General features: G+C 42.7%; 15 protein-coding genes. 7 read left to right on the top strand and 8 right to left on the bottom strand.

Features of this window, described 5'->3' with window-relative positions:
• Position 1: 1 nt before the first annotated feature.
• Entirely contained in the window at positions 2 to 2,803 is a 2,802-nt protein-coding gene (locus tag ACFS5N_RS17735; RefSeq protein WP_377188801.1) for a 2-oxoglutarate dehydrogenase E1 component, read from the bottom strand.
• Positions 2,804 to 3,371: 568 nt separating this feature from the next.
• Complete coding sequence (locus ACFS5N_RS17730) at positions 3,372 to 4,667, bottom strand: DASH family cryptochrome (protein ID WP_377188798.1); 1,296 nt, start codon at positions 4,665 to 4,667, stop codon at positions 3,372 to 3,374.
• A gap of 167 nt (positions 4,668 to 4,834) precedes the next feature.
• On the opposite strand from ACFS5N_RS17730, the gene ACFS5N_RS17725 reads away from it, so the two are divergent.
• Complete coding sequence (locus tag ACFS5N_RS17725) at positions 4,835 to 5,497, top strand: HAD family hydrolase (RefSeq protein ID WP_377188795.1); 663 nt, start codon at positions 4,835 to 4,837, stop codon at positions 5,495 to 5,497.
• 41 nt (positions 5,498 to 5,538) lie between these two features.
• Entirely contained in the window at positions 5,539 to 5,853 is a 315-nt protein-coding gene (locus ACFS5N_RS17720; protein WP_377188792.1) for a Dabb family protein, read from the top strand.
• A 75-nt stretch (positions 5,854 to 5,928) separates the two neighbouring features.
• On the opposite strand, the gene ACFS5N_RS17715 is transcribed toward ACFS5N_RS17720, so the two are convergent.
• From ACFS5N_RS17715 to ACFS5N_RS17705, 3 genes are all read right to left on the bottom strand, one after another.
• Positions 5,929 to 6,627, bottom strand: coding sequence for a head GIN domain-containing protein (locus ACFS5N_RS17715; protein WP_377188787.1), 699 nt, complete (start codon positions 6,625 to 6,627; stop codon positions 5,929 to 5,931).
• Positions 6,628 to 6,693: 66 nt separating this feature from the next.
• On the bottom strand, positions 6,694 to 8,373 hold the full coding sequence (locus ACFS5N_RS17710; RefSeq protein WP_377188784.1) for a M1 family metallopeptidase: 1,680 nt from the start codon (positions 8,371 to 8,373) through the stop codon (positions 6,694 to 6,696).
• A 41-nt stretch (positions 8,374 to 8,414) separates the two neighbouring features.
• Entirely contained in the window at positions 8,415 to 8,852 is a 438-nt protein-coding gene (locus ACFS5N_RS17705) for a hypothetical protein (protein WP_377188781.1), read from the bottom strand.
• A 109-nt stretch (positions 8,853 to 8,961) separates the two neighbouring features.
• Between ACFS5N_RS17705 and lpdA the strand changes: the two genes are divergently transcribed.
• Both lpdA and ACFS5N_RS17695 read left to right on the top strand, forming a co-directional pair.
• Entirely contained in the window at positions 8,962 to 10,365 is a 1,404-nt protein-coding gene (lpdA, locus tag ACFS5N_RS17700; protein WP_377188778.1) for a dihydrolipoyl dehydrogenase, read from the top strand.
• 112 nt (positions 10,366 to 10,477) lie between these two features.
• Entirely contained in the window at positions 10,478 to 10,939 is a 462-nt protein-coding gene (locus ACFS5N_RS17695; RefSeq protein ID WP_377188775.1) for a hypothetical protein, read from the top strand.
• Here the strand turns inward: ACFS5N_RS17695 and ACFS5N_RS17690 are convergent.
• Positions 10,931 to 11,911 carry a sugar phosphate isomerase/epimerase family protein gene (locus ACFS5N_RS17690; protein WP_377188773.1) on the bottom strand — a complete coding sequence of 327 codons (981 nt, stop codon included), beginning with the start codon at positions 11,909 to 11,911 and terminating at the stop codon, positions 10,931 to 10,933. The two genes, ACFS5N_RS17695 and ACFS5N_RS17690, sit on opposite strands and share 9 nt — an antisense overlap.
• A 110-nt stretch (positions 11,912 to 12,021) precedes the next feature.
• Positions 12,022 to 14,073, bottom strand: coding sequence for an IPT/TIG domain-containing protein (locus ACFS5N_RS17685; protein WP_377188770.1), 2,052 nt, complete (start codon positions 14,071 to 14,073; stop codon positions 12,022 to 12,024).
• 312 nt (positions 14,074 to 14,385) lie between these two features.
• Between ACFS5N_RS17685 and ACFS5N_RS17680 the strand changes: the two genes are divergently transcribed.
• The 3 genes from ACFS5N_RS17680 (at position 14,386) to ACFS5N_RS17670 (ending at position 17,579) form a co-directional block, all read left to right on the top strand.
• The gene (locus ACFS5N_RS17680) at positions 14,386 to 15,759 is read left to right on the top strand and encodes a hypothetical protein (protein WP_377188767.1); all 1,374 of its coding nucleotides are present in this window, start codon (positions 14,386 to 14,388) and stop codon (positions 15,757 to 15,759) included.
• A 41-nt stretch (positions 15,760 to 15,800) separates the two neighbouring features.
• A complete protein-coding gene (murB, locus tag ACFS5N_RS17675) occupies positions 15,801 to 16,820 on the top strand; it encodes a UDP-N-acetylmuramate dehydrogenase (protein ID WP_377188764.1) in 1,020 nt (339 codons plus the stop codon).
• Between the two features lie 222 nt (positions 16,821 to 17,042).
• Positions 17,043 to 17,579: an RNA polymerase sigma factor gene (locus tag ACFS5N_RS17670; protein ID WP_377188761.1), complete on the top strand. Its 537-nt coding sequence runs from the start codon at positions 17,043 to 17,045 to the stop codon at positions 17,577 to 17,579.
• Positions 17,580 to 17,825: 246 nt separating this feature from the next.
• Here the strand turns inward: ACFS5N_RS17670 and ACFS5N_RS17665 are convergent, their stop codons facing one another.
• The gene (locus tag ACFS5N_RS17665; protein WP_377188758.1) at positions 17,826 to 21,401 is read right to left on the bottom strand and encodes a M1 family aminopeptidase; all 3,576 of its coding nucleotides are present in this window, start codon (positions 21,399 to 21,401) and stop codon (positions 17,826 to 17,828) included.
• Positions 21,402 to 21,405: the final 4 nt, after the last annotated feature.

Raw genomic sequence — 21,405 nt, 5'->3', positions numbered from 1 at the left:
ATTAATCAGCACCGGCAGTTGCCATTTTTTCGGTAGTAGCTTTAATAGCTTCTTTTACTTTTTTACCGGCAGGTGTTTCAAATGCCTTAGTAATTAAGTACAGCTGCTGTGCGGCATGCTGTTTGGCAAAACCGGTAGCTGTACTGGCGCTTTCGCTTCTTGATATTACATCGTCAAAACGCAGCGCCTCTTCTGTGCGCGATTTACGCCACAAGTAAGGCCATGCGCCCATATTTTCCGGTTCTTCTTGCACCCAGATAAAATCTGTGGCTTTATTGTATTTGGCCCTAATAGCTTCTATTTGTTGTACCGGGGTAGGGTACAACTGCTCTAAACGCACAATAGCTACGTCTTTACGCTCATCAGCAGTTTGTTTTTCAAGCAAATCGTAATAGATCTTGCCAGAGCAGAACAATACGCGTTTAACTTTTTTAGCGTCTGCGTTTGCATCATCAATAACCTCTTTGAAACCACCATCGGTAAAATCAGCCAGCGGCGATACGCATTTTGGTGCACGCAGCAAGCTTTTAGGTGTAAAGATTACCAAAGGTTTGCGGAACTCGCGATAGATCTGACGGCGCAACACATGGAAGAAGTTAGCCGGAGTAGTACAGTTAGCTACCTGGATGTTGTTATCGGCACAAAGCTCCATAAAACGCTCAATACGTGCAGATGAGTGTTCAGGGCCCTGACCTTCATAGCCGTGAGGCAATAACATTACCAAACCATTACCACGCTGCCATTTGGTTTCGGCACTTACTATATATTGGTCGACGATGGTTTGCGCACCGTTAAAGAAGTCGCCAAATTGCGCTTCCCAGATGGTTAATGCATTAGGGTTTGCTAAAGCGTAACCGTACTCGAAGCCTAAAACGCCATATTCAGACAATAAGGAGTTAAAGATTTGGAACCTCTCGCCCTCGATGTTGTCCAATGGTTTGTATTCCTCTTCAGAATCGGCCAGTGTTAAAACCGCATGGCGATGTGAGAAGGTGCCGCGTTTAACATCCTCTCCGCTTAACCTAACCAAATGTCCTTCTGTCAATAACGAACCGTAGGCCATTAACTCGCCCATGGCCCAGTCAAATACATGGGTATCATTGACCATTTTGGCGCGCTCCTCAAATAATTTTTCAATCTTTTTGAAGAATACTTTATCTTTTGGCAGCTCGGTAATTTTTTTACCGATAGCCAGTAATTCATCTTTGCTTACGGCAGTTTTTACCGGTGCATTAAAATCTCTTTCAGTAGCCAGGTGTAAACCGTTCCAGGCGCCGGCAAACATTGGGATAGAATCAGTAAAACGATCCTGAGCTTTTGATTCGTCCAGATCTTTTTGCAAACGGGCGCGGAAATCCTTCTCCATTTGTTTTACTTCATCTTCTTTCACAACGCCCTCGGTGGTAAGTTTATTCATATAAACCTCGCGTGGATTAGGGTGTGCCTCAATAGCCTTATATAATAAAGGCTGGGTAAATTTAGGCTCGTCGGCCTCATTGTGACCATAACGGCGATAGCACAAAATATCAATAAACACGTCGCCGCCAAACTCCTGGCGGTATTCCATTGCCAGGTTAATAACGTAAGCCAAAGCCTCAACGTCATCGCCATTTACGTGAAAAACCGGAGCCAATACCGTTTTAGCTACGTCTGTACAGTAAGTACTTGAGCGCGCGTCGGTAAAGTTGGTGGTAAAGCCAATCTGGTTGTTAATAACCAGGTGAATGGTACCACCGGTACTGTAACCTTCCAGTTTTTCCATCTGCAATACCTCGTAAACAATACCCTGACCGGCTACTGAAGCATCACCATGGATTAATATAGGCGCGATTTTGTTATCGTCGCCTTTGTATTTAAAGTCAATTTTTGAGCGGGTAAGGCCTTCAACAACAGGGTCAACCGCTTCCAGATGCGAAGGGTTAGGACAAAGGCTCAGGTGAACTTTTTTTCCGTTCTCGGCCTCAACGTCAGTCGAAAAACCTAAGTGATATTTAACGTCGCCACCGGCAGTTGAATCCTCATCATAATTTTTACCCTCAAACTCAGAGAAGATCTCTTTGTAAGTTTTTTTCATGATGTTGGCCAGCACATTTAAGCGGCCACGATGCGCCATGCCTATAGTAAACTCTTCGATACCCAGCGTAGCCCCTTTTTGAATTACCGAATCCATGGCAGGTATCAGCGCCTCAGCACCCTCTAACGAAAAGCGCTTCTGACCCAAAAATTTGGTACCCAAAAAGTTTTCGAAAATTACCGCTTCGCTTACTTTACGCAGCATCAGCTTTTTCTCATCAACTGAGAAGGATGGTTTGTTGCGCTGTTTCTCCATGCGCTCCTGGAACCATTTTACTTTAACAGGGTTACGTATGTACAGGTACTCGGCGCCAATAGTGCCGCAGTAAGTCTCTTGCAGCATCTGCACAATGTCGCTCAGTTTGGCAGGGCCAATGCCAATTTCGTGGCCCGCGTTAAAAACCGTATCCAGGTCGGCGTCTGACAGACCGAAGTTTGACAACTGCAGGTCGGGCAAATGCTGGCGACGCCCCCGTACCGGGTTAGTGTTTGCAAACAAGTGCCCGCGGCCGCGGTAGCCATCAACCAGGTTTAAAACATTAATTTCTTTTAAAAAGTGATCAGGAGTTTCAGTACTGATAGAAGGTGCTTCAGATCCGCGTCCGAAGTCAAAACCTTCAAAGAATTTTTGCCATCCAAAGTCAACCTGGGAAGGGTCTTCTTTGTAGCTTTCATAAAGCGATTCGATAAAAGCAGCGTTATTATTATTGATATAATTGAGGCTATCCATGGTAAACCAATCTTAAGATGTTGCAAAAGTAAGCATTAACGTATTATAAACATTAAATTAATCACAAAACATTTACCACTTTTTCACAAAAACGAGGTAAATGTCAAAACAGACAATTATGTTATAATTGTGTTCAAAAAGCATACAATATTGGCTTTAGTGCCAAAGTTTTTGAACAAAATTGCGCAGGTAATCTGTCCCTTCAATCAGAACGGCTATTAAACCAATTATCAAAGTATATTGTTCGAAGGAATTCATGATTAAATATACGCAGGTTTGACCGCGCGCGTATCATTTTAGTTTAATTTTTTAGTGAGATTTTTTTGCGGTGTGGTGATGACTCACCCGGTCTAAGCTTCGCTGGGCCACCTTCTCTTCCGCAAGCGGTAAAGAGGGTATATAGTTTTGGTATTTAGAATCCGGGGCTTTGTGCGATTCCCTCCCTCGGGTAGGGAGGGAATTTAAATTTTGTCATGTTGAGCATAGCGAAACATCTTATACGCCTTGCTTTTCACTCACACAAGATTCTTCGCTATCGCTCAGACAAAGGGAAATGTTTAAAAAGAAATTATGCTATTACATCGGCGGGAGCCCAGGTGCTTATAAACTCGCTGTTAGTTTCAAGTTCGCCGGCTTGTTTAGCCAGGTTAAAGTATTTATTGTCGCGGGGGTCATGGCCCAGCCCTGCTACAAATGCCCAGTTGCCCCAGTTGCTGGCGGGTGAGTAGTCGATCAGCTTTTCTTCAAAATAAGCCGCACCCTTTTTCCAGTCAATATCCAGGTCGCGCACCAGGTAGCCGGCCACCATCTGTCGGCTAAAGTTGCTTATGTAACCGGTGGCATTGAGCTTATGTATGCTGGCGTCAACAAACGGAACGCCGGTATTTCCCGCCTTCCATTGCTCAAATAGGCGCTGTTTTTCGGGCAAGGCAGCTTCGGCTTGTACATCGGTAGTAAAATATTCTTTGCCATGCTTTTTAAACATAAAACGAAAGTAATCGCGCCACAACAGCTCCATGCGAAGCATGCCTGCATGATGTGCATTTTTGTCGTTCTCGTGTTTTACCACAGCCCAATAAACCTCTCGCATGGAGATGCAGCCCAGGGCAATCCACGCACCCAGTTTTGACGATCTGTCAACCGTTGAACCGTTACGCCCTTTGGTTGGCGCCACCTGCTGGTTATCGGCAAAATACGCTTCAAGGCGTGCTAAACCGGCGGTTTCGCCGCCTGTAAATTTTACGCGTGCACGTGGGTCATCTTGCGGCTCTTCTAAACCCAGGTCTTTCAACGCCGGTATTTCGCCCGCATCAATAATTTCTGGGGTGTGTATCTGTTCAGGAGTCGGCAAGCCTGTGCGCACATCGCTGTCGCGCTCTACTTTTTTCTTAAAGACAGCAAAGCTGTCAGGGATATCTTTGATCGGGAAAGGCAAATCTTCTTTATGGTATAAAGTATGCCCTATGAAATGTTTCAGATTAAGCCTTTGGTTCCAGAGTGCGGTTTCAACTTCTTCAGAAATATTGGTTTCCTCATAAGCCACCTCGCGGTGATGGTAAACCTCGCTTACACCATATTGCGCTGCCAGCTGCGGAATCACCTCGGCCGGATTGCCTGTCCGAACAATTAGTTCGCCGCCTAAGTTTTGAAGGTTTCTGCGTAAATCGGCAACAGATTCTAACAGAAAACGGGCGCGAAACGCACCTGTCTTTAGTGAGCCGTCAGCATTGGTTTTAAAATAATATGGGTCAAAACAATATACCGGCAGCACTTTGTCGGCTTTACGTGTGGCTTCTAACAATATCTCGTTATCGCGTACGCGCAAATCATTTCTAAACCAAACCAGTATTATTTTCTCACCCATATAAGACTCAGCACCTACAAAATTGCAATTTATTTGGCTTATTGCAGCTTTTACCTCAAATATTATGACATGTGTCAAACATTTGCATATTTAGGTATGGCTTATACGTTCAATTTACAGATAAGTGTTACATTTAAGGCGATTGATCAACACTAACTCTATACGATTTGGCATCTAAACAATTTGCAGCAATTTTTGATATGGACGGTACAATGGTAGACAACACACCCTACCATTATAAAACCTGGCAAGCATTATATGAAAAATATGATAAAGGCGAACTCAGCAACCAAACCTATAAAGCTCAGATAAGCGGCGTACCCATCGTAGATACGATGCGCGGACTATTTCCTGACGCCGATGAAATAACTTTAACATCGCTGGTTAGTGAGAAAGAAAAGCTTTACCAACAGATATACGCTCCATTTATTGCACCGGTAAACGGATTGGAAAACATGCTGATTGAATTAAAAAACAGCGGTATAAAACTGGCTATGGCTTCATCGGCCACGGTTGATGATATTAATTTTGTGCTAGAGCATGTGCCGGTAAGGCAGTATTTTGATGTGATTATTGACGGAAATCGCGTTAGCAAAGGAAAACCCAACCCGCAAATATTTTTAAAGGCAGCGGCCGACCTGAATATGCGCCCCGAAGATTGTGTAGTGTTTGAAGATTCAATAGCGGGTATAAAAGCCGGGAATGCTGCCGGAATGAAGGTGATTGGCGTTACAACGGCTCATGGGGCAGCCCAGCTGCAACCCACAAACCTCACCATTAACGACTATACCGAATTGAATATGCAGAAGATACTGGATTTGTTTAGTTAACAGACAGGTTATAATTATTACATTTACTAAAACTTACAGCCATGCAATTAAAGAATACTTTTAGCCACCAGGTATATTTCTGGTTAAAGGATAAAGCCGACCTTCCTAAACTGATAGAGGGCCTGAATATTTTGGTACCTATAAAAACTATAAGCCAAATACACATTGGGGTACCCGCACCCAGCGAAATGCGGGAGGTGATTGAGCGCAGTTATGACGCTTCATTGTGTGTTTTGTTCGACTCGTTAGCTGATCATGATTATTACCAGATAGATCCGCTGCATGATATTTTCAGAGATCAGTATGCCGACCCGCTTTGTAAAAAGGTGATGGTGCTGGATAGTATAGATGCCTGATAAGTCAATAAATAAATGAAAGAGGCCATGTTTTGCATGGCCTCTTTCATTTATGACAAAATATATTTAGTAATCTTACCAGCTGCTAATGTCGCCGCTGCCAGATTTAGCCTTGGCTACACGTTTTGGATTGCCGCCATAGGTAATATCGCCACTGCCTGTAATTTGCGCATTTAAAGTGGCGCTGGCATAAACTGATGCATCGCCCGAACCGCTTATGGAAACTGTGGTAGTAGCAGTGTTAAGGTCTCTGGCAGTGTAATCGCCTGAACCACTGATCTCCACCTTTTGTGTTTCGGCACGTCCCCAAAGTTTCAGGTCGCCTGAGCCACTGATGCCTGCATTTAAAACACGGGCGGTTAATTTACCCTGGATGTCTCCGCTTCCGGTTATCTGGATATTAATATTACCGGTATTCAGGCCATCTTTAAAATAGATGTCGCCAGAGCCGGTCAGATTTATATCATCGATGCTTGTTACAGTAACGTAGACAACTACTTTTTTGTGATTGAAGATATTTCCCCAGCCGCCGAAATGATTTTTGGTGTGAATGTTTAGCGTACCGCCGCGCACATCTGTCAATACTTCTTTTATAACATCAGCCGGCGCCTCAACCTTTACAGATTCTGTACGGCCCTGAGTAATATAAACATCAAATGAGGCGGCGGCATCAATAGCATGAAAGCCTGATAAATGGCGGTCCTCAATATTGGCAGCAAAAGTTTGTCCGGCCGCAAAAAGCACCAGCGCAACTAAAATTTTAATCGTTTTCATAATAGTCTAAGTTTTGTTTCTATATGAGACGCTTTTTTTTGTAAAGACGTTACAGAAAATCTCACATTAATCTGTCTTTACCTTAATGTAATAATTAAAGGTGTCTACTTCAACATTGTCTTTGGTGATACCATCAATTTTTACAGGTTTGAACTGTTTATCAAAATTTCTGAATATCCAGCCGCCACCTTTCATTCTTACCTTTACCGGCACGGCAAAATTGTTGGCTATGGCATTAAATTTTGCATTGAGTTTTCCGTTGATGGTGCTAAATTCAAGTGTCGGTATTTCTGTGGTATGCAGGTATTCGTCAAAAACAGGCAGCAGGTTTTTACCCGATTGTTTGCTGATGTACCCGGTTATGTCATCATAAGTAACCGTTTTATGATAAAAGGTTTTGTTTAGACCCCGCAAAATACTGAGCCATTTGGCATCGTTGTTAATAATGGTACGTATCATATTCAGCAGTACTGAACCTTTATAATACATATCGCCCGAGCCTTCTTTGTTGACGTTATAGGGCCCCACAATAGGTTCGTCGTTACGAATAGAGCGACGCAAGCCGTAAACATACTTCTGCCCCCGTTCTTTGTTTGAAACACTTTCAATAAACAGCGATTCCGAGTAGTCTGTAAAGCTTTCGTGTATCCACATATCACCAATATCTTTTGCAGTGATGCTATTACCAAACCACTCGTGCCCGCTCTCGTGTACAATGATATAATCCCAGGTTAAACCTATGCCCGTACCTGACAAATCAATCCCCATGGGTTTGCCGCGATGCCCGGCATAGTAACCGTTAACATAATTGTTGCCGTATGCCACACCGCTTTGGTGCTCCATACCCAGGTGCGGCGTTTCAATCAGTTTATAGCCATCTTTATACCATGGGTACGGGCCAAACCAATGTTCAAACGCTTTTAACATGCGCGGTACGTTGGCTGCAAACTGCTTTTTAGCTTTGTTGATATTATAATCCAGCACCCAGAAATCAGTGGTCAATTTACCTGCTTCTCCGTTATAGATGTCGCCGAAATGGGTATAGTTGGCAATATTAGCCTCGACATCATAATTGTTAATGGGGTTGGCTACAAACCAATCGTAACGGGTATATCCGTCGGCTAAGTCGGTAGCTTTACGCAGGCGACCATTTGAAACGTCTATCAAACCCTTTGGCGCGCTAATGCTGATGAGCATGCTGTCTACTTCATCGGCCTGATGATCTTTATTAGGCCACCAGATACTTGCGCCGGCGCCCTGGCAAGCTGTAGCCACCCATGGCCGGTTCAATGAATCGACGGCGTAAACCACACCGCCATCCCACGGCGCATTTTTAGCTATGGTTGGGTTGCCTGAATAAAATACGGTGAATTCATCCTTACTGCCTTGCAAAATGGTTTTCGGGAAGGTCACAAACACAGCATTAAATTCACGGCTAAAAGGTAACTCCTTGCCTTTATATACTACCTTTTCAACCTTAAGGTTGGCATACAGGTCAAACTGTAGTTTATTGAAATCCTGTGTAGCGGTAAATTTAAACAGGTTGCTGCCGCTGATATACTTATGGTCTATATCAAACTTAACATCAAGATGGTAGTAGTTAATGTCATAGCAGGTACGCAAAGGGCTGAGGTTGCCGCGTAAAGAATCGGCGCGGGTAAAGTTTTCTTTTTTAACCATCAGCTGGGCGTGCGCGCTAAATGACAAAGCCACCAAAATGGGCAGCAGCGATCTGAATAATTTCATGGAGATCAGGATATTTTTATATTCAAATATAGCATAATCTGCTATTTATGCCGGTGTAATAACTGCAGAATTGCGGCGCAGGCGGCGCCCGCCCCGGGACCACCATCATAAAAGCCTATAATTTTATTTTTCAGTCCGTACGCATCGGCGCTGTAAACTTTGCCATTGTCCAAAAAAGCCGCTGGTTTATCTTTAAGTTCGTAAGCGTCGGCTCTGAAAATGGTTTTGCCTTCAATAAAGCCGATCACCTTGTCTTTCAACTCATAAGCGTCGGCCGAATAGATTTTGTTATCCTGAATAAAACCAACCACTTTATCTTTCAGTCCGTAGCTATCGGCACTGTAGATTTTGCCATCAATCAAAAATCCACGGGGCGTGGTGCTTTTAAGCTCGTAAACATCGGCGGCGTACAGGGTTTGCGCCCGGACCGACATCGTCCAAAACAATAGTGAAAATAGGATAGCGGTTAAGGTTTTCATATGTATAATAAAGATAGTGTAAAAATCATGACAATTGACGCAACTAATCACTAATCAACTAACCTCCAATCTTTAAAAAACGTACCTTTGCGCCACAAATACTACTACTATGCAATATGATGTTATCGTTATAGGTTCTGGTCCGGGTGGCTATGTGGCTGCTATACGTTGTGCCCAACTTGGTTTAAAAACAGCATGTATTGAAAAATACGCTACTTACGGTGGTACCTGCCTTAATGTGGGCTGTATCCCTTCAAAGGCGCTTTTAGATTCGTCTGAACATTATTATAATGCTGGGCACGCCTTTGCCAATCACGGTATCAACCTTAAAGATCTAAAAGTTGATATAGCCCAGATGATGAAGCGGAAAACCGAAGTAGTGGCTAAAAACACCGCCGGTATCAGCTTTTTATTCAAGAAAAATAAAATAGATGGTTATCAAGGTGTAGGTTCTTTTAAAGATAAAAACACCATTATTATAACCAAAGCCGACGGCACTACGCAAGAAATAACCGGTACCAACGTAATCATAGCAACCGGTTCAAAACCATCAAGCCTGCCATTTATTAAGATCGATAAAAAACGCATCATCACTTCAACAGAAGCTTTATCGCTGCCTGAAGTTCCGAAACACCTGATCCTGATTGGTGGTGGAGTAATTGGCCTGGAGCTGGGCTCTGTATATCAACGCCTGGGTGCTAAAGTATCTGTAATTGAGTTTATGGACGGCATCATCCCGACTATGGATAAAGCTTTGGGTAAAGAGCTGCAAAAAGTATTGCAAAAGCAAGGCATGGAGTTTTACACCGGCCATAAAGTAACCGGCGCTACCGTAAAAGGTAAAGAAGTTACGGTAACTTTTGACTCGCCCACTGGTGAGAAGAAAGAGCTTAAGGGCGATTACTGCCTGGTAGCCGTAGGCCGTATTGCTTACACCGACGGTTTGGGCCTTGATAAGATAGGTTTAACCGTTGAAGAGCGCGGCCGTAAAATTACCGTTGACGATCATATGCAAACCAGCGTTAAAGGTGTCTACGCCATTGGCGACGTTATCCGCGGGGCAATGCTGGCGCACAAAGCCGAAGATGAGGGCACTTTTGTTGCCGAAAGTATAGTAGGCCAAAAACCGCACATCAATTATAACCTGATACCGGGTGTAGTTTATACCTGGCCCGAAGTTGCCGCCGTAGGACAGACCGAAGAGCAACTGAAAGAAAAAGGTGTAAAATACAAAGCCGGCTCGTTTCCTTTCCGCGCCAGCGGCAGGGCAGTAGCCAGCGGCGACATGGATGGTTTTGTTAAAGTTTTGGCTGATGCCGCAACCGACGAAATTTTAGGTGTACACATGATCGGTCCGCGTGCTGCGGATATGATTGCCGAGGCTGTGGTAGCGATGGAATACCGCGCCAGCGCTGAGGACATTAGCCGCATGAGCCATGCGCACCCAACGTATACCGAAGCATTCCGCGAAGCTTGTTTAGCTGCAACAGATAATAGGCCGATACATATTTAAATTTCGGATTTACGAATCTAGATTTACGATTTTGAGCTTCGTCATGAAAATGACGAAGCTTTTTTGTTTGTGTAGGCTTGTTTGCTATCTTTAAATAAATACAAACTTTATCATGAAACTTTTTTCTTCTGAAGACTTTTACTTTACCACCAAATTAACTCCTGCAGAGGTAAAAGTCAGGTTGGATGAAATGGTGGGCGTTCATAACTACCAGTTTAGCGGCTACACCGTAGACAATATTTTTAAGCTGCAGCCAATAGATACAAAAAAATCGCTCAGCCCTGAAATAGACGGCAGCATTGAGCCATGGCAAAGCGGCAGCCGCATTACGGCAAGTATAAAACTACCTCAAAGAACGACTCTTTTTTTGAAGATATCTATTGGCGTTATGATTGCGGCGACAATTGCTACACTTATTAACATGGTCTTTACTATAAGAGATCATCATAACTTTTTTCCTTGGTTTGTTATCTTTTTGTGCTATATTCCATTAATCAATAATTCGCATACTGAAAGTAAAAAGCTCAAAGAGGGTTTGGTTAGGGCACTTGAGGGTGAAGAGCAGTTAGTTTAATCCACTCTCCTTCAACCAACCTTTCAAAGTATCCACATCTGCCTGCATTGAAGCTAAAACCTGCTCTTTGGGTAACGTTAGTTTGGCTGCTCCCTGATCGGCGCCGCCCAACGGGTATTCAAAGTGCATAATAATGGGGCCTTTAAAGCCAAAGTTTTTTAACTGTGCAAAATACTTTTTAAACTCAACCATGCCCTGGCCAAGTGGTGCATTGGCTATTTCCCAGCCTTTGGCCGTTTTGTTCCAATAAAAATCTTTGATGGTGGTTGATCTGACATAGTCTTTAATCAGGTTCAGGTTGATAGGCCAGGCCATAGCGCCATCTATTGTGGCGTGATGAATGTCAAATTGTACGCCTACGTGTTGTGGCGACAGGCTTTTGATCGCCTCATACAAATCCCATATCGAGTTGCCAAACCGGCCGGTATGATGTTCGTAATCACCCCGCATCTGGTATTGTTGGTTGACTTTGGCCAAGGCGGCAAAGCGTTTTTTTAACTGGTCGACATTTTGCAGCGGACTTAGTTTTTTATCGTAACTGTACCAACCCATGCGGTAACTTTTTATGCCTGCTGCCGATGCTGCTTTTAAAACATCATGTGTAAGCTGGTCATCAGCATCTACAATATCGGTGGTGATTGAGTTTATGCTTATGCCGGCAGCCTTAGCAGCCAACAATGCTTTGGGCAAGTCGTCATTCACTCGCTCGGGTAGCACGTGGCCGCCTTTACGCACTGTTAAATCAATGCCCTCAAACCCCAGCCGGGCTGCCTGGTTGGCCATATCAGTATAGTTGAGCCACTGCAAATGTTTAGAGAAAATGTTAAGCGTGACTTTACCATCTGCCGCGGGCGGCGTTAACTGTTGTGACGATTTAAGATCATCGCCCAAGGCTAAATTACCAAGTGGCAGCGCAGCTATGCTTATAGCAGTTGTTTTAATAAAATTTTTGCGCGAGATGCCTTTGTTCATAATTAATTGCTAACGGTTAATTCAAAACTACAAATTCAAAATCAAACAAAAGCCCCCTGCATTGCAGAGGGCTTTAAGAGGGGTATTAAATTATTTAGTTGAGATTTTTACTATTGAATAGCGGCGCGGAATATTCTACGTGCCGATGTGGTGTTGTTAGTAGCAAAAATGTAATAATAACCGTTTGATTTTTCAGCACCGTAAATAGTGTAACCAGCAGGGGCCAGGTATTTGGTATAATTGCTGCCATCCTTTGATAAGTTGAAGGTTAAACCAGCATACATAACTTCGCTGCCGGTAACTTTTACTACGTAAGTAGCCTCGTCGTTAACACGCGACCAGCTATCGCCCTGGTTGGTTGATTTGTACAGACGTTGATCGGCAAGACTTGGCGAAGTTGAAGGCGGAGTATATAATACAAACACGCCTGCCGTGCTATGTGCTTTCAAATATTCTTGCTGGCCAAAACCGTACAGATAATAGCCTGTAGTACCTTTTGTAGCTACCCATGTTTTACCCTGATCTGTTGAACGATAGAATTTCTTGGCAGCGGCATTAGGCAGGTTGCCGGCCGCATCAACTGCATACCAGTATTTGCCTGCAGCATCACTGGTAATGTAATCCAGGCCGTTTAATGAAGGTACAAATGTGTTGGTGAAAGTTTTGCCACCATCGGTTGATGTATATAACGTAGTACCGTTAACCAAATTTACTGTATTACCCAAAGCCACAATGCCGGTGAAGCCCATAGTTGGATTGTTTGGATTTGGCACCAACTGGGTCCAGGTAACGCCATCTTTTGATTTAGCAACACCATAGTTTGAAGTAACAAACAGTGCCGAATCATTAGCCGCTACAAGTCTTATCTCTAACGCGGTTTTGTTAAATGGCAGGTTGTTGTAAACATTTGTAAAGTTTGACCCATCAGTAGTTAAGTATAAATAGGTTGATTTTAAACCACCGGCAAATATGGTTTTAGTACCCAAAGTTGCGGCTTGATTGTAGTTTGAAATTGAGCCGTTGAAATTAACACTTTGCCATGCTAAACTATTGGCAACCACTATGTCTGTACTGGTTTTTGCACTATGTGAACCAATGCTCACCGTAATGCGGCCGGTAGTTGCGCCGCTTGGCACAACAACACTTAATTGAGAGGCCGTGGCAGCTATTACCTGAGCATAGCCGGCGCCATTATTAAAGCTAACTACGTTATCAGATGCTTTGGTTGAAAAGTTTGCGCCTTTAATAGTAACGGTGTCGCCAATTTTTATAGCCAACGGTGCGTACGATGTTACAGCAACAGGTGATATATAAGTAAAGGTCGGGCCGGTGCAAAGGTCGCTGTTTTTAATTTTAATAGTAATGGCGCCTGTATATCCCTGTTTAGGTACAATAGCCCTTATAGTGGTTGATGTAACCTGAAGCAGCCTGGCTGGTGTGCTGCCGCCAAAGTTTACAATATTCTCGGCCATTGTAGTGCTGTAGTTTACACCCTTGATAGTTACCGTATCGCCTGCAGTACCAATTAAAGGTGTTATGCTTTCAATAGTAGGGGCAATAGTTTGCGGGGTAGGGTCAACAATTTCCGATTTGGCTTTTTTGTTAGCGGTATAATTAAGAATTGTTAAGCTACCTTTTGACGGAAACTCGCCACTTGTTGGGTTCATGAATTTGATATCCCATTTAATAGTGATGTTATTACCGTCAATAGTAATATCAATGGTGCCTGAAATGGCATAAAAAAGGTTACCGCCAGTTGTTTTGTACCTGATGTAGGTTTGTGTAGTCGTTGAAACTGCGCTGGTGCCGTTCACCCTTAATGATGGGCTACCCGGATTTGAGGAGGTGCCTAGTTTTTTGGTGAGGGTTTGCGTGCCGGCTTTAACATCGGCGATGTAAAGTACCAACTGGTCGCCTGCCGAGCTTAGCGTGTTGGTGCTTAATAATGCTTTGGTAGCGTCACCGTCGGTGGCGTAATAAACTGCCGACATTGATGATTCGCTGAGTGATAGAGTTCGTCCGTCAACAACACCTGAAAAGTTGGTCTGTGGTACTGTTGTAGTAGTGGTTGGCGCTGTAGACACGGTGTCTTTTTTGCACGAACCCATGACGGCAATAAGCAGCATCAAGCCGCCTATTGTTAATAGGGGTTTTTTAATCATGGTTTTTATTAATTGGGGTAATAAATAATTATAAATCAATTATAACAAGAAAATTACAAAACAAAAAAAAATTCTAATAATATTTTAATCCGGCTGTATGAAAGACTGTTATGTAAGTATGAAAAATATTTTTCACTGGATATTATTTGTAGGTATTTTTTGTGGTGATTACCGAAAAAAATTGTAGAAACACCACTCTATTGCAGGCTACTATATAAACCAGCTAAGTAAATCAAAAATTATCTGAGAATAGCGCCCCCAATTGCTATAGTTTTGTATATTGGTATAACCAATTTAACCTAGCCTAGTACTGTGAAAAAGATAGCAATCTGTATTTTTTTGTGTTTGATGACGGGCTTGCATGCTTTTGCACAGCAGGTAAAACTGACTGATATTTCTAAAATAGAGCTTATCTCATCTAGTCCATTTTGGGTTGGGGCCTCACTTCATGTTGTTGAAGTTTTGCCGGAAGGAAAGGTTTGGAATAGTTATCAGCGTGCCCGCTATTTCAACTACCCAAAACCTATTAGAGACTCTGTCCGGCGTTTTCTTAAAGTAGTGCCTGAAAAAGACATTAAACAATTGCTGGTTTATATTAATCATCCAGATACTGCGATCAAACTGAAACAATTCAAGATCCAAGCAAAAGCGCTGGTAGGGCTTATAGATACTTTAAAAGAGTTTGCAAGAAGTTCGCTTAAAACTCGCCACGACAAAAGCGATAGTTTGACTGCAAATTTAACTGCCAGACAAAAAGCTTATTATATAAAAATGACTACCTCAAAGCAAGCGGTTAATGACGCCACATTAAAAGCGTTACGTCCTTTATTTAATGATGACCGGAGCTATTACAATATGATTTTTACTTACAAAGACAAGCATAAGGATACCGTTTCGGCATATGTTAACGATAGCCATTTGTATCACTTGCCTTGGCAAATAAAAAATAAGAATAACTATAATCCCCATCTTTCCGAATTGTTTGAAACTATACTTGGAGAAGAGGATTTTGCTAAACACGAAATGGATAGGTTGGTGTTTAATATAGCTTTTGAGTTGAATGGGAGATGGGTTTTAACCGAGGCCTTATGGGAGGATTATAAAACGCATTATCCGTTTAATTACAAAAACTTAAGCAAAACGTTAGAACCAGCTTATTTTTACTCATCCAGATCGGGATATTTTAAATCTTCGTTACTGCCCTTTAACCTGCAACTTAGATTTAGTTTTACATTAGGAGATACATTGAAAACCAAACTTTATAATGCCGTTGAAGAACAAATGGTAAATAGCTATAAAAAAGGTAATTTCTTTTTTGACTATTTAAAACATCATTCAACAAGTATAGCTTTCGTTAATAGCATTTCTCAAAAAACCGTCGAAGGGGTTAAAGCTATCTATCCATCGATAACAAAATATAATTATCATGATATCAAATTTATAAGCGTGTTATTCGATTATTATCGAGCCTGGGACAGTAAAAAAAACTCAGGTTGGCTTTTACTACCTGATGGCAAAATGATTTTACTTTTTTGCAGCGATGTGTTGATTCAAGAAGGTGATAAGATATTTGCAGGCTTGAAGCCAGCCGGCTGGAATAAACATCGTAATTACTGTATAGTTTACGATAACAAAGGGAATAAAATTACCGGAGGTGAAATACCGGTTAAAATAGATCTGAATTAACGTATCTCTTTTTCTCCAAATTAATTCCGAAATTCGCGGCTATGCTGCAAATCCAACAAAATGTATCGTTAAAAAACTTTAACACCTTTGGTGTCGATGTAAAGGCCCGCTATTTTGTTGAGATCAATCACGCTGACGACCTGGTCGAGCTGTTTATGGACCCGCAATGGCACCAAATTGAGCGACTTGTAATTGGCGGCGGCAGCAACATGCTTTTTATCGAAGACTTTGACGGACTGGTGCTGCACATGAATATCCGCGGCATTGAGCATCGTATTAACCATAACGAAGTTTTTGTAGAAGCCGGTGGTGGCGAAGTATGGAACGACCTGGTAAACTACTGCGTTCAACGCGGCTTCGCCGGTATGGAAAACCTGAGCTTGATTCCTGGCTCGGTAGGCGCGTCGCCCATTCAAAACATTGGCGCTTACGGCGTGGAACTGAAAGATGTATTTAGCAGTTGTAAAGCGTTTGAGATAGCTACGGGCAAGTTTCGAACCTTTAGCAAAGCCGACTGCGAATTTGGCTATCGCGAAAGCGTATTTAAAAATACGTTGAAGGGGCAGTATATTATCGTATCGGTAAAATTCGACTTGTCGCTCACGGCAAACTTAAACTTAAAATATGGGGCCATTGAGCAAGAACTGCAAAACCGTGGTATTAGTGAACCCACGATTAAAGACGTATCTCAGGTGGTAGCGCATATCCGCGTAGCTAAACTGCCTGATCCCTCTACCATCGGTAATGCAGGCAGCTTCTTCAAAAACCCGGTAATAACAACTGCAGAGTTTGAACCCATCAAACAAAATTACCCGGATATAGTTAATTATCCGGCGGGCGATGGCCTTGTTAAACTGGCGGCAGGCTGGCTTATAGAGCAGTGTGGCTGGCGCGGCAAAGTAGTGGGCAACACAGGTACCTGGAAGAACCAGGCACTGGTTTTAGTGAACCATGGCGGCGCTACCGGGCAGGAAGTGTACAACTTTTCGTCGCTTATTATAGACAGTGTGTACACCAAATTTGGCGTTACCCTACAACGCGAGGTGAACATAATTGGTTAAATTTCTTTTAATAAAACTTCAATTTAATATTGTAATCCTATTGTCATGGAGTTTTTTTAATTTTAATATTTAAACTTAAATAACTTAAAATAAGATAGTTATATTTATTTTAGTGTATATTGTACACTATTGAGTTGATTTGTTTAACGCTGATGTTTGTTTGTAACTGCTTTGGTACAGTGGTATGGCGTTTGTCTATAAACCAGTACAAAACATTTACAGATGACAAAGATTGAGTTTAACACCCTAGTATTGCGTCAAGCGAGTTCATTGAGATCTTACGCCCTGCATTTTACCCATGACGCTGATGATGCTAACGACCTTGTCCAGGACACAATGTTGAAAGCCATAACTTATTACAATAAGTTTAAAGAAGGCACCAATTTAAAAGGATGGTTATACACCATCATGAAAAACACTTTCATTAACAACTACCGTCGCTTTGTTAAAATGAGCACTTTCGTTACTAAATCTGACGAAATCTCATCACCAAACCTGGTGTTCAGCTCAACAAAAAACAATGGCGAAGCTAAGTTTGTAATGGATGATATCCGTAAAGCCCTTGAGCGTTTGCCTGAAGACTATTACGTGCCTTTCACTATGTATTTTGAGGGTCATAAATATCATGAAATTGCTGATCATTTAACTATCCCGATCGGTACTGTAAAAACCCGCATTCACGTAGCACGCAAGCTGTTAAAGAAAAACCTGAAAGCTTACGATAGTGGTATAAAAAAACCTGTTTACGCAGAAAACTAAGTATTAATCAACTCAATAATTATAAAAAGCAAAAGCCCGCTCTGAAAAGCGGGCTTTTGCTTTTTTTGTGGTTCTCATTACCGTTAGCGATGGGTTTAAAACCCGTCGCTAACGGTAAAAACATTTGTCATTCTGAGCGATAGCGAAGAATCTTATGCGCCTTGCTATTCGCTCTTATAAGATTCTTCACTACGTTCAGAATGCCAAAATGGAGAGAAATGGCGGAATCCCACCACTGTCCACTTTTTAGTTAATCTCTACAACAGCCGTATTATCATCGGTATTTCTGTCCACTAACTTATAAACAGGGTCAATACCGGCACGCTCGGGTTTTTCTTTTACTATGGCCTTAACCGTGGTTTGCTCTTTGGTGAATTTCTCGCGTTTTAAGTACACCAGTTTCTCCTTGCCATTTACCATAGTAAATACGCCAATGTCAATGTAATCCTTTATTGGTGTCTGTTTCTCGTTACCGGCACGGTCGGCATAATATTTAACGGTTTGCACTGGTATAGTCACCTCGTACCCACCGGCTACTTTTTTGGCCGTTGGGTTTACCACGCGATTTTCAAACAGGGTGATTTTGCTGTACAGGTCATCCACCACATATTTCAGACTATCAGGCGTAACTTCTTTGAGGTAGCCCGTTAAAACATCGGTAGTAGGGTATAAGTTGCCATTGCCCCAGTTGGCTATCAGTTTACGCAGGGCGATGTTCATTTTGTCTTCGCCGATATAATCTTGCATGGCAAAGTTGGCCAGCGTACCTTTTTGATAATGGATGTATTGCTGATTGTCGGTCTGATCAAGCGGGTTCTCATTTTTCTTTTCTGTCGATCTTCCGCTCAGATATCCGTCCAGTTCATATTTCAGATATCGTCGCAGCTCTTCAAGCGGTAATGTCTTTTTAAGCAGCATCAGCGCACTGTATTGCGCCAAACTTTCAGAATACATGGCGCTGCCTACGGTATGAGCCTCGGCAACCTGGTGGCCCCACCATTGGTGGCCAAGCTCGTGTGCAGTTACATAATACGTCATGTCTAGCTTTTCCGGTTTTTTGCGGAAGATAAAACCTATGCCTTCTGAAAACGGAACCGTATTTGGGAACGACTGCGCAAAGCTCCGATACTTTGGATATTCAATTATGCGCATCTGCCGGTATAAAAACGGACTGAAGTTTTTACTGTCATAATCCAAACCATTCTTTAAAGCGGTAAACATAGTTTGTACGTTGAACGGATGGTCTTTGTGGTAATACACCTCCAGGTTAACACCGTTCCACTTGTCGCGCGCTACCTGGTATCTGCCTGATATGATATTGAAGAAATTAAAGATCGGCTTATCCATTTTATAATGGAAGTAAGCCCGGCCATTCTTCATCCACTGTTTCTGTAAATATCCCGGTGATATAGCTATTTGATCGGGCGTGGTACTCAGTGTTAATTCAAGATTTGTACGGCCGCGCGAGCCAAATAAATTCAGCTGACGGTTCAACGTGTCTGTTCGTTTTGGCAGGCCTTCCTGCTCCTTCAAACCACGTTTTTTACGTTCGTCGGTATCGCCCAGTTCATTACCTTCTGAATAACCTAATGATGGTATAAAATCAGTATTGTTGATAAAGGTGCCGTTGATAACGTAGCTGGTATTGGCATTGCCATTAATAAAACCATTGTTAACGCGTTGGCCATTAACCGTCCATTGTATGGAGTCGCCCGGTTTTAGTGGTTGCTTTAGCTTCAATACTTTAAAGCGGTACTTAGTGTAGTTTTTCATTAATTGTGTTGGTACGCTAAAGTCCTCTTTGTTATAGTGCAGCATGTCATCATCAGGCTCCTGTATTAATAATTGTGTAATCGGTGCTTTAAACATATTTTTCAGCGTTAGTACTATGCTGAAATTCATGTCGCCTTTTTCGGGTATCAAATCGACGCTGCCTTTAGTGTCAACAACGCTGGGCTGCAATGTCCTTAAGTACAAATGGCGCAGGTCTTTCTCATATTGCGCGTGCAGGTCCATATCACTGTCGGGGTTGCGGTAACGGTTGCGTATGTTGGTATTAGTGTAATAGAAACTGCCTGCGCCAATTACCACTATCAAACTCAAAACGGCAAATACCATCTGCGCCCGGCCAAAACGCTGGCGACTGTTTTCCCAGCGCGCTTTAAAGCTGGTATCGGTACCGCGCTGGTAAAATAGTACAGCAATGAGTAATAACAAACCGCATATACCTATCCAGAATAGTTTGAGCACCCAGAATTTTTCTAACTCGGCAGCAAAGCCGTTCATGTCAGAGTAAACACCCACACTGCCGCTGTTGGGTTGCAGCAAGTTGTAAAATATCTTCATTTTATACTCAAACAAAATGAAGATGTAGAACAGAATGCTGACTGCATACCCTACAAACTTATTGCTGAACACACTCTGAATAAACATGGTGATAGCCATGTAAATCATGGTGCCTATAAATACCCTCAGAAACAACACCTTGATATAAACATCCAGCTCAATCACGCCAAAACCTTTAAAAGCCTGCATTAATGCGCCTATCGGGATAAGGAAGATGAGATACACCAGTAATACGGCGCCCATAGCCAGATACTTACTCACAACAGGTACGGCATAGCTGGTAGGCAGGGCGTCAAATATCTGGTTAAAGCGTATTTCTTTTTCTTTCCAGATCAACTCGCCCGAGTAGAACAGTGTCATTACTATAATGATGAGTATTACCTCGCTGGCTATAAACTCTGCAACTATTGAGGTTACCGGGTATAGATCCTGCCCATACCAGGAGGTAGCATAGGCAGCGTCCATGGCAATCAGAGCCAGGCCTACACCGGCTATACCCAAAAATGGTATGGAACGAATTATCTCCTTAAAATACAGTTTGGTTAATACCAACACCTGGCTAAACCAGGTACCCGTACTGTAACTTGGGCTTACAAACGGAATAGGCGTGGTATCGGCAGCAACAATAGCTTCTTTCTGAAAAACACGTTTCTTAAATAAACCAGTGTAAACCGCCCTGAATTTAAATACTGAAAAAGCGACAACGAAAAATATCAGCCCGACCGCTATCCATATCAAACGGTTGATTAAAAGCGGGCCGGTAAATGGCACCACCAGCGAGTTTTTCTCGGCTACAGTCCAGTAGCGTGTTATTTCGCCAATGGCATAACTGCCAAACGGGTCTACAAGCGCTGCTTTGTGAATGTTCTCAACATCGCCTACAAGCGTGCTTGTAATGGCATAAATAGCCAGCAGCACAATAGATTGCAGATAAACAAACAGCATTTTGCGTGTAAGCGCACCTATGGAAAAAAACAGGGTGGAGAATATGAACATGTTAAGCACCACCAACTCAAGCCAGGGCTTAAAATATTGGCCCATGCCAACGCCGGCTATGTATTTGGAATGGTCGCCCCAGGGCTTGGAGCAGCCCAGCCAGGTGCCCCATAAAAAGCCGCTGCTTATAACTACCAGAATAAAGAAAGAGCCAATAAAGCGCCCCACCAGGTAACTGGTTTTGTTAATGTTGGTAGTAAATACCAGCGACTCTATTTTATGCTCAAAATCGCGTAGGATAGGCACACCCATAATCGCCGAGGCGATGAACATACACGGAATCAGACTGAATATCCCGGCAATATTAAATAACACAACCGACGCATTTTGTTTTACCTTACCGGTGGCGCCGCCAAACTGTATAATGTCGGGCAGAGCTACTGCAGCAAAAGCCAACAATAGCACAATGAAAAAGTAGATGTAAGTTGCCGGTCGGTTAAGCCTGTACTTAACCTCAAATTTTATGACTTCCCAAAGCATAGCG

It is taken from the genome of Mucilaginibacter ximonensis (assembly GCF_042686265.1).
Lineage (GTDB): Bacteria > Bacteroidota > Bacteroidia > Sphingobacteriales > Sphingobacteriaceae > Mucilaginibacter > Mucilaginibacter ximonensis.
This window is presented reverse-complemented; position numbering and strand designations above follow the sequence as displayed.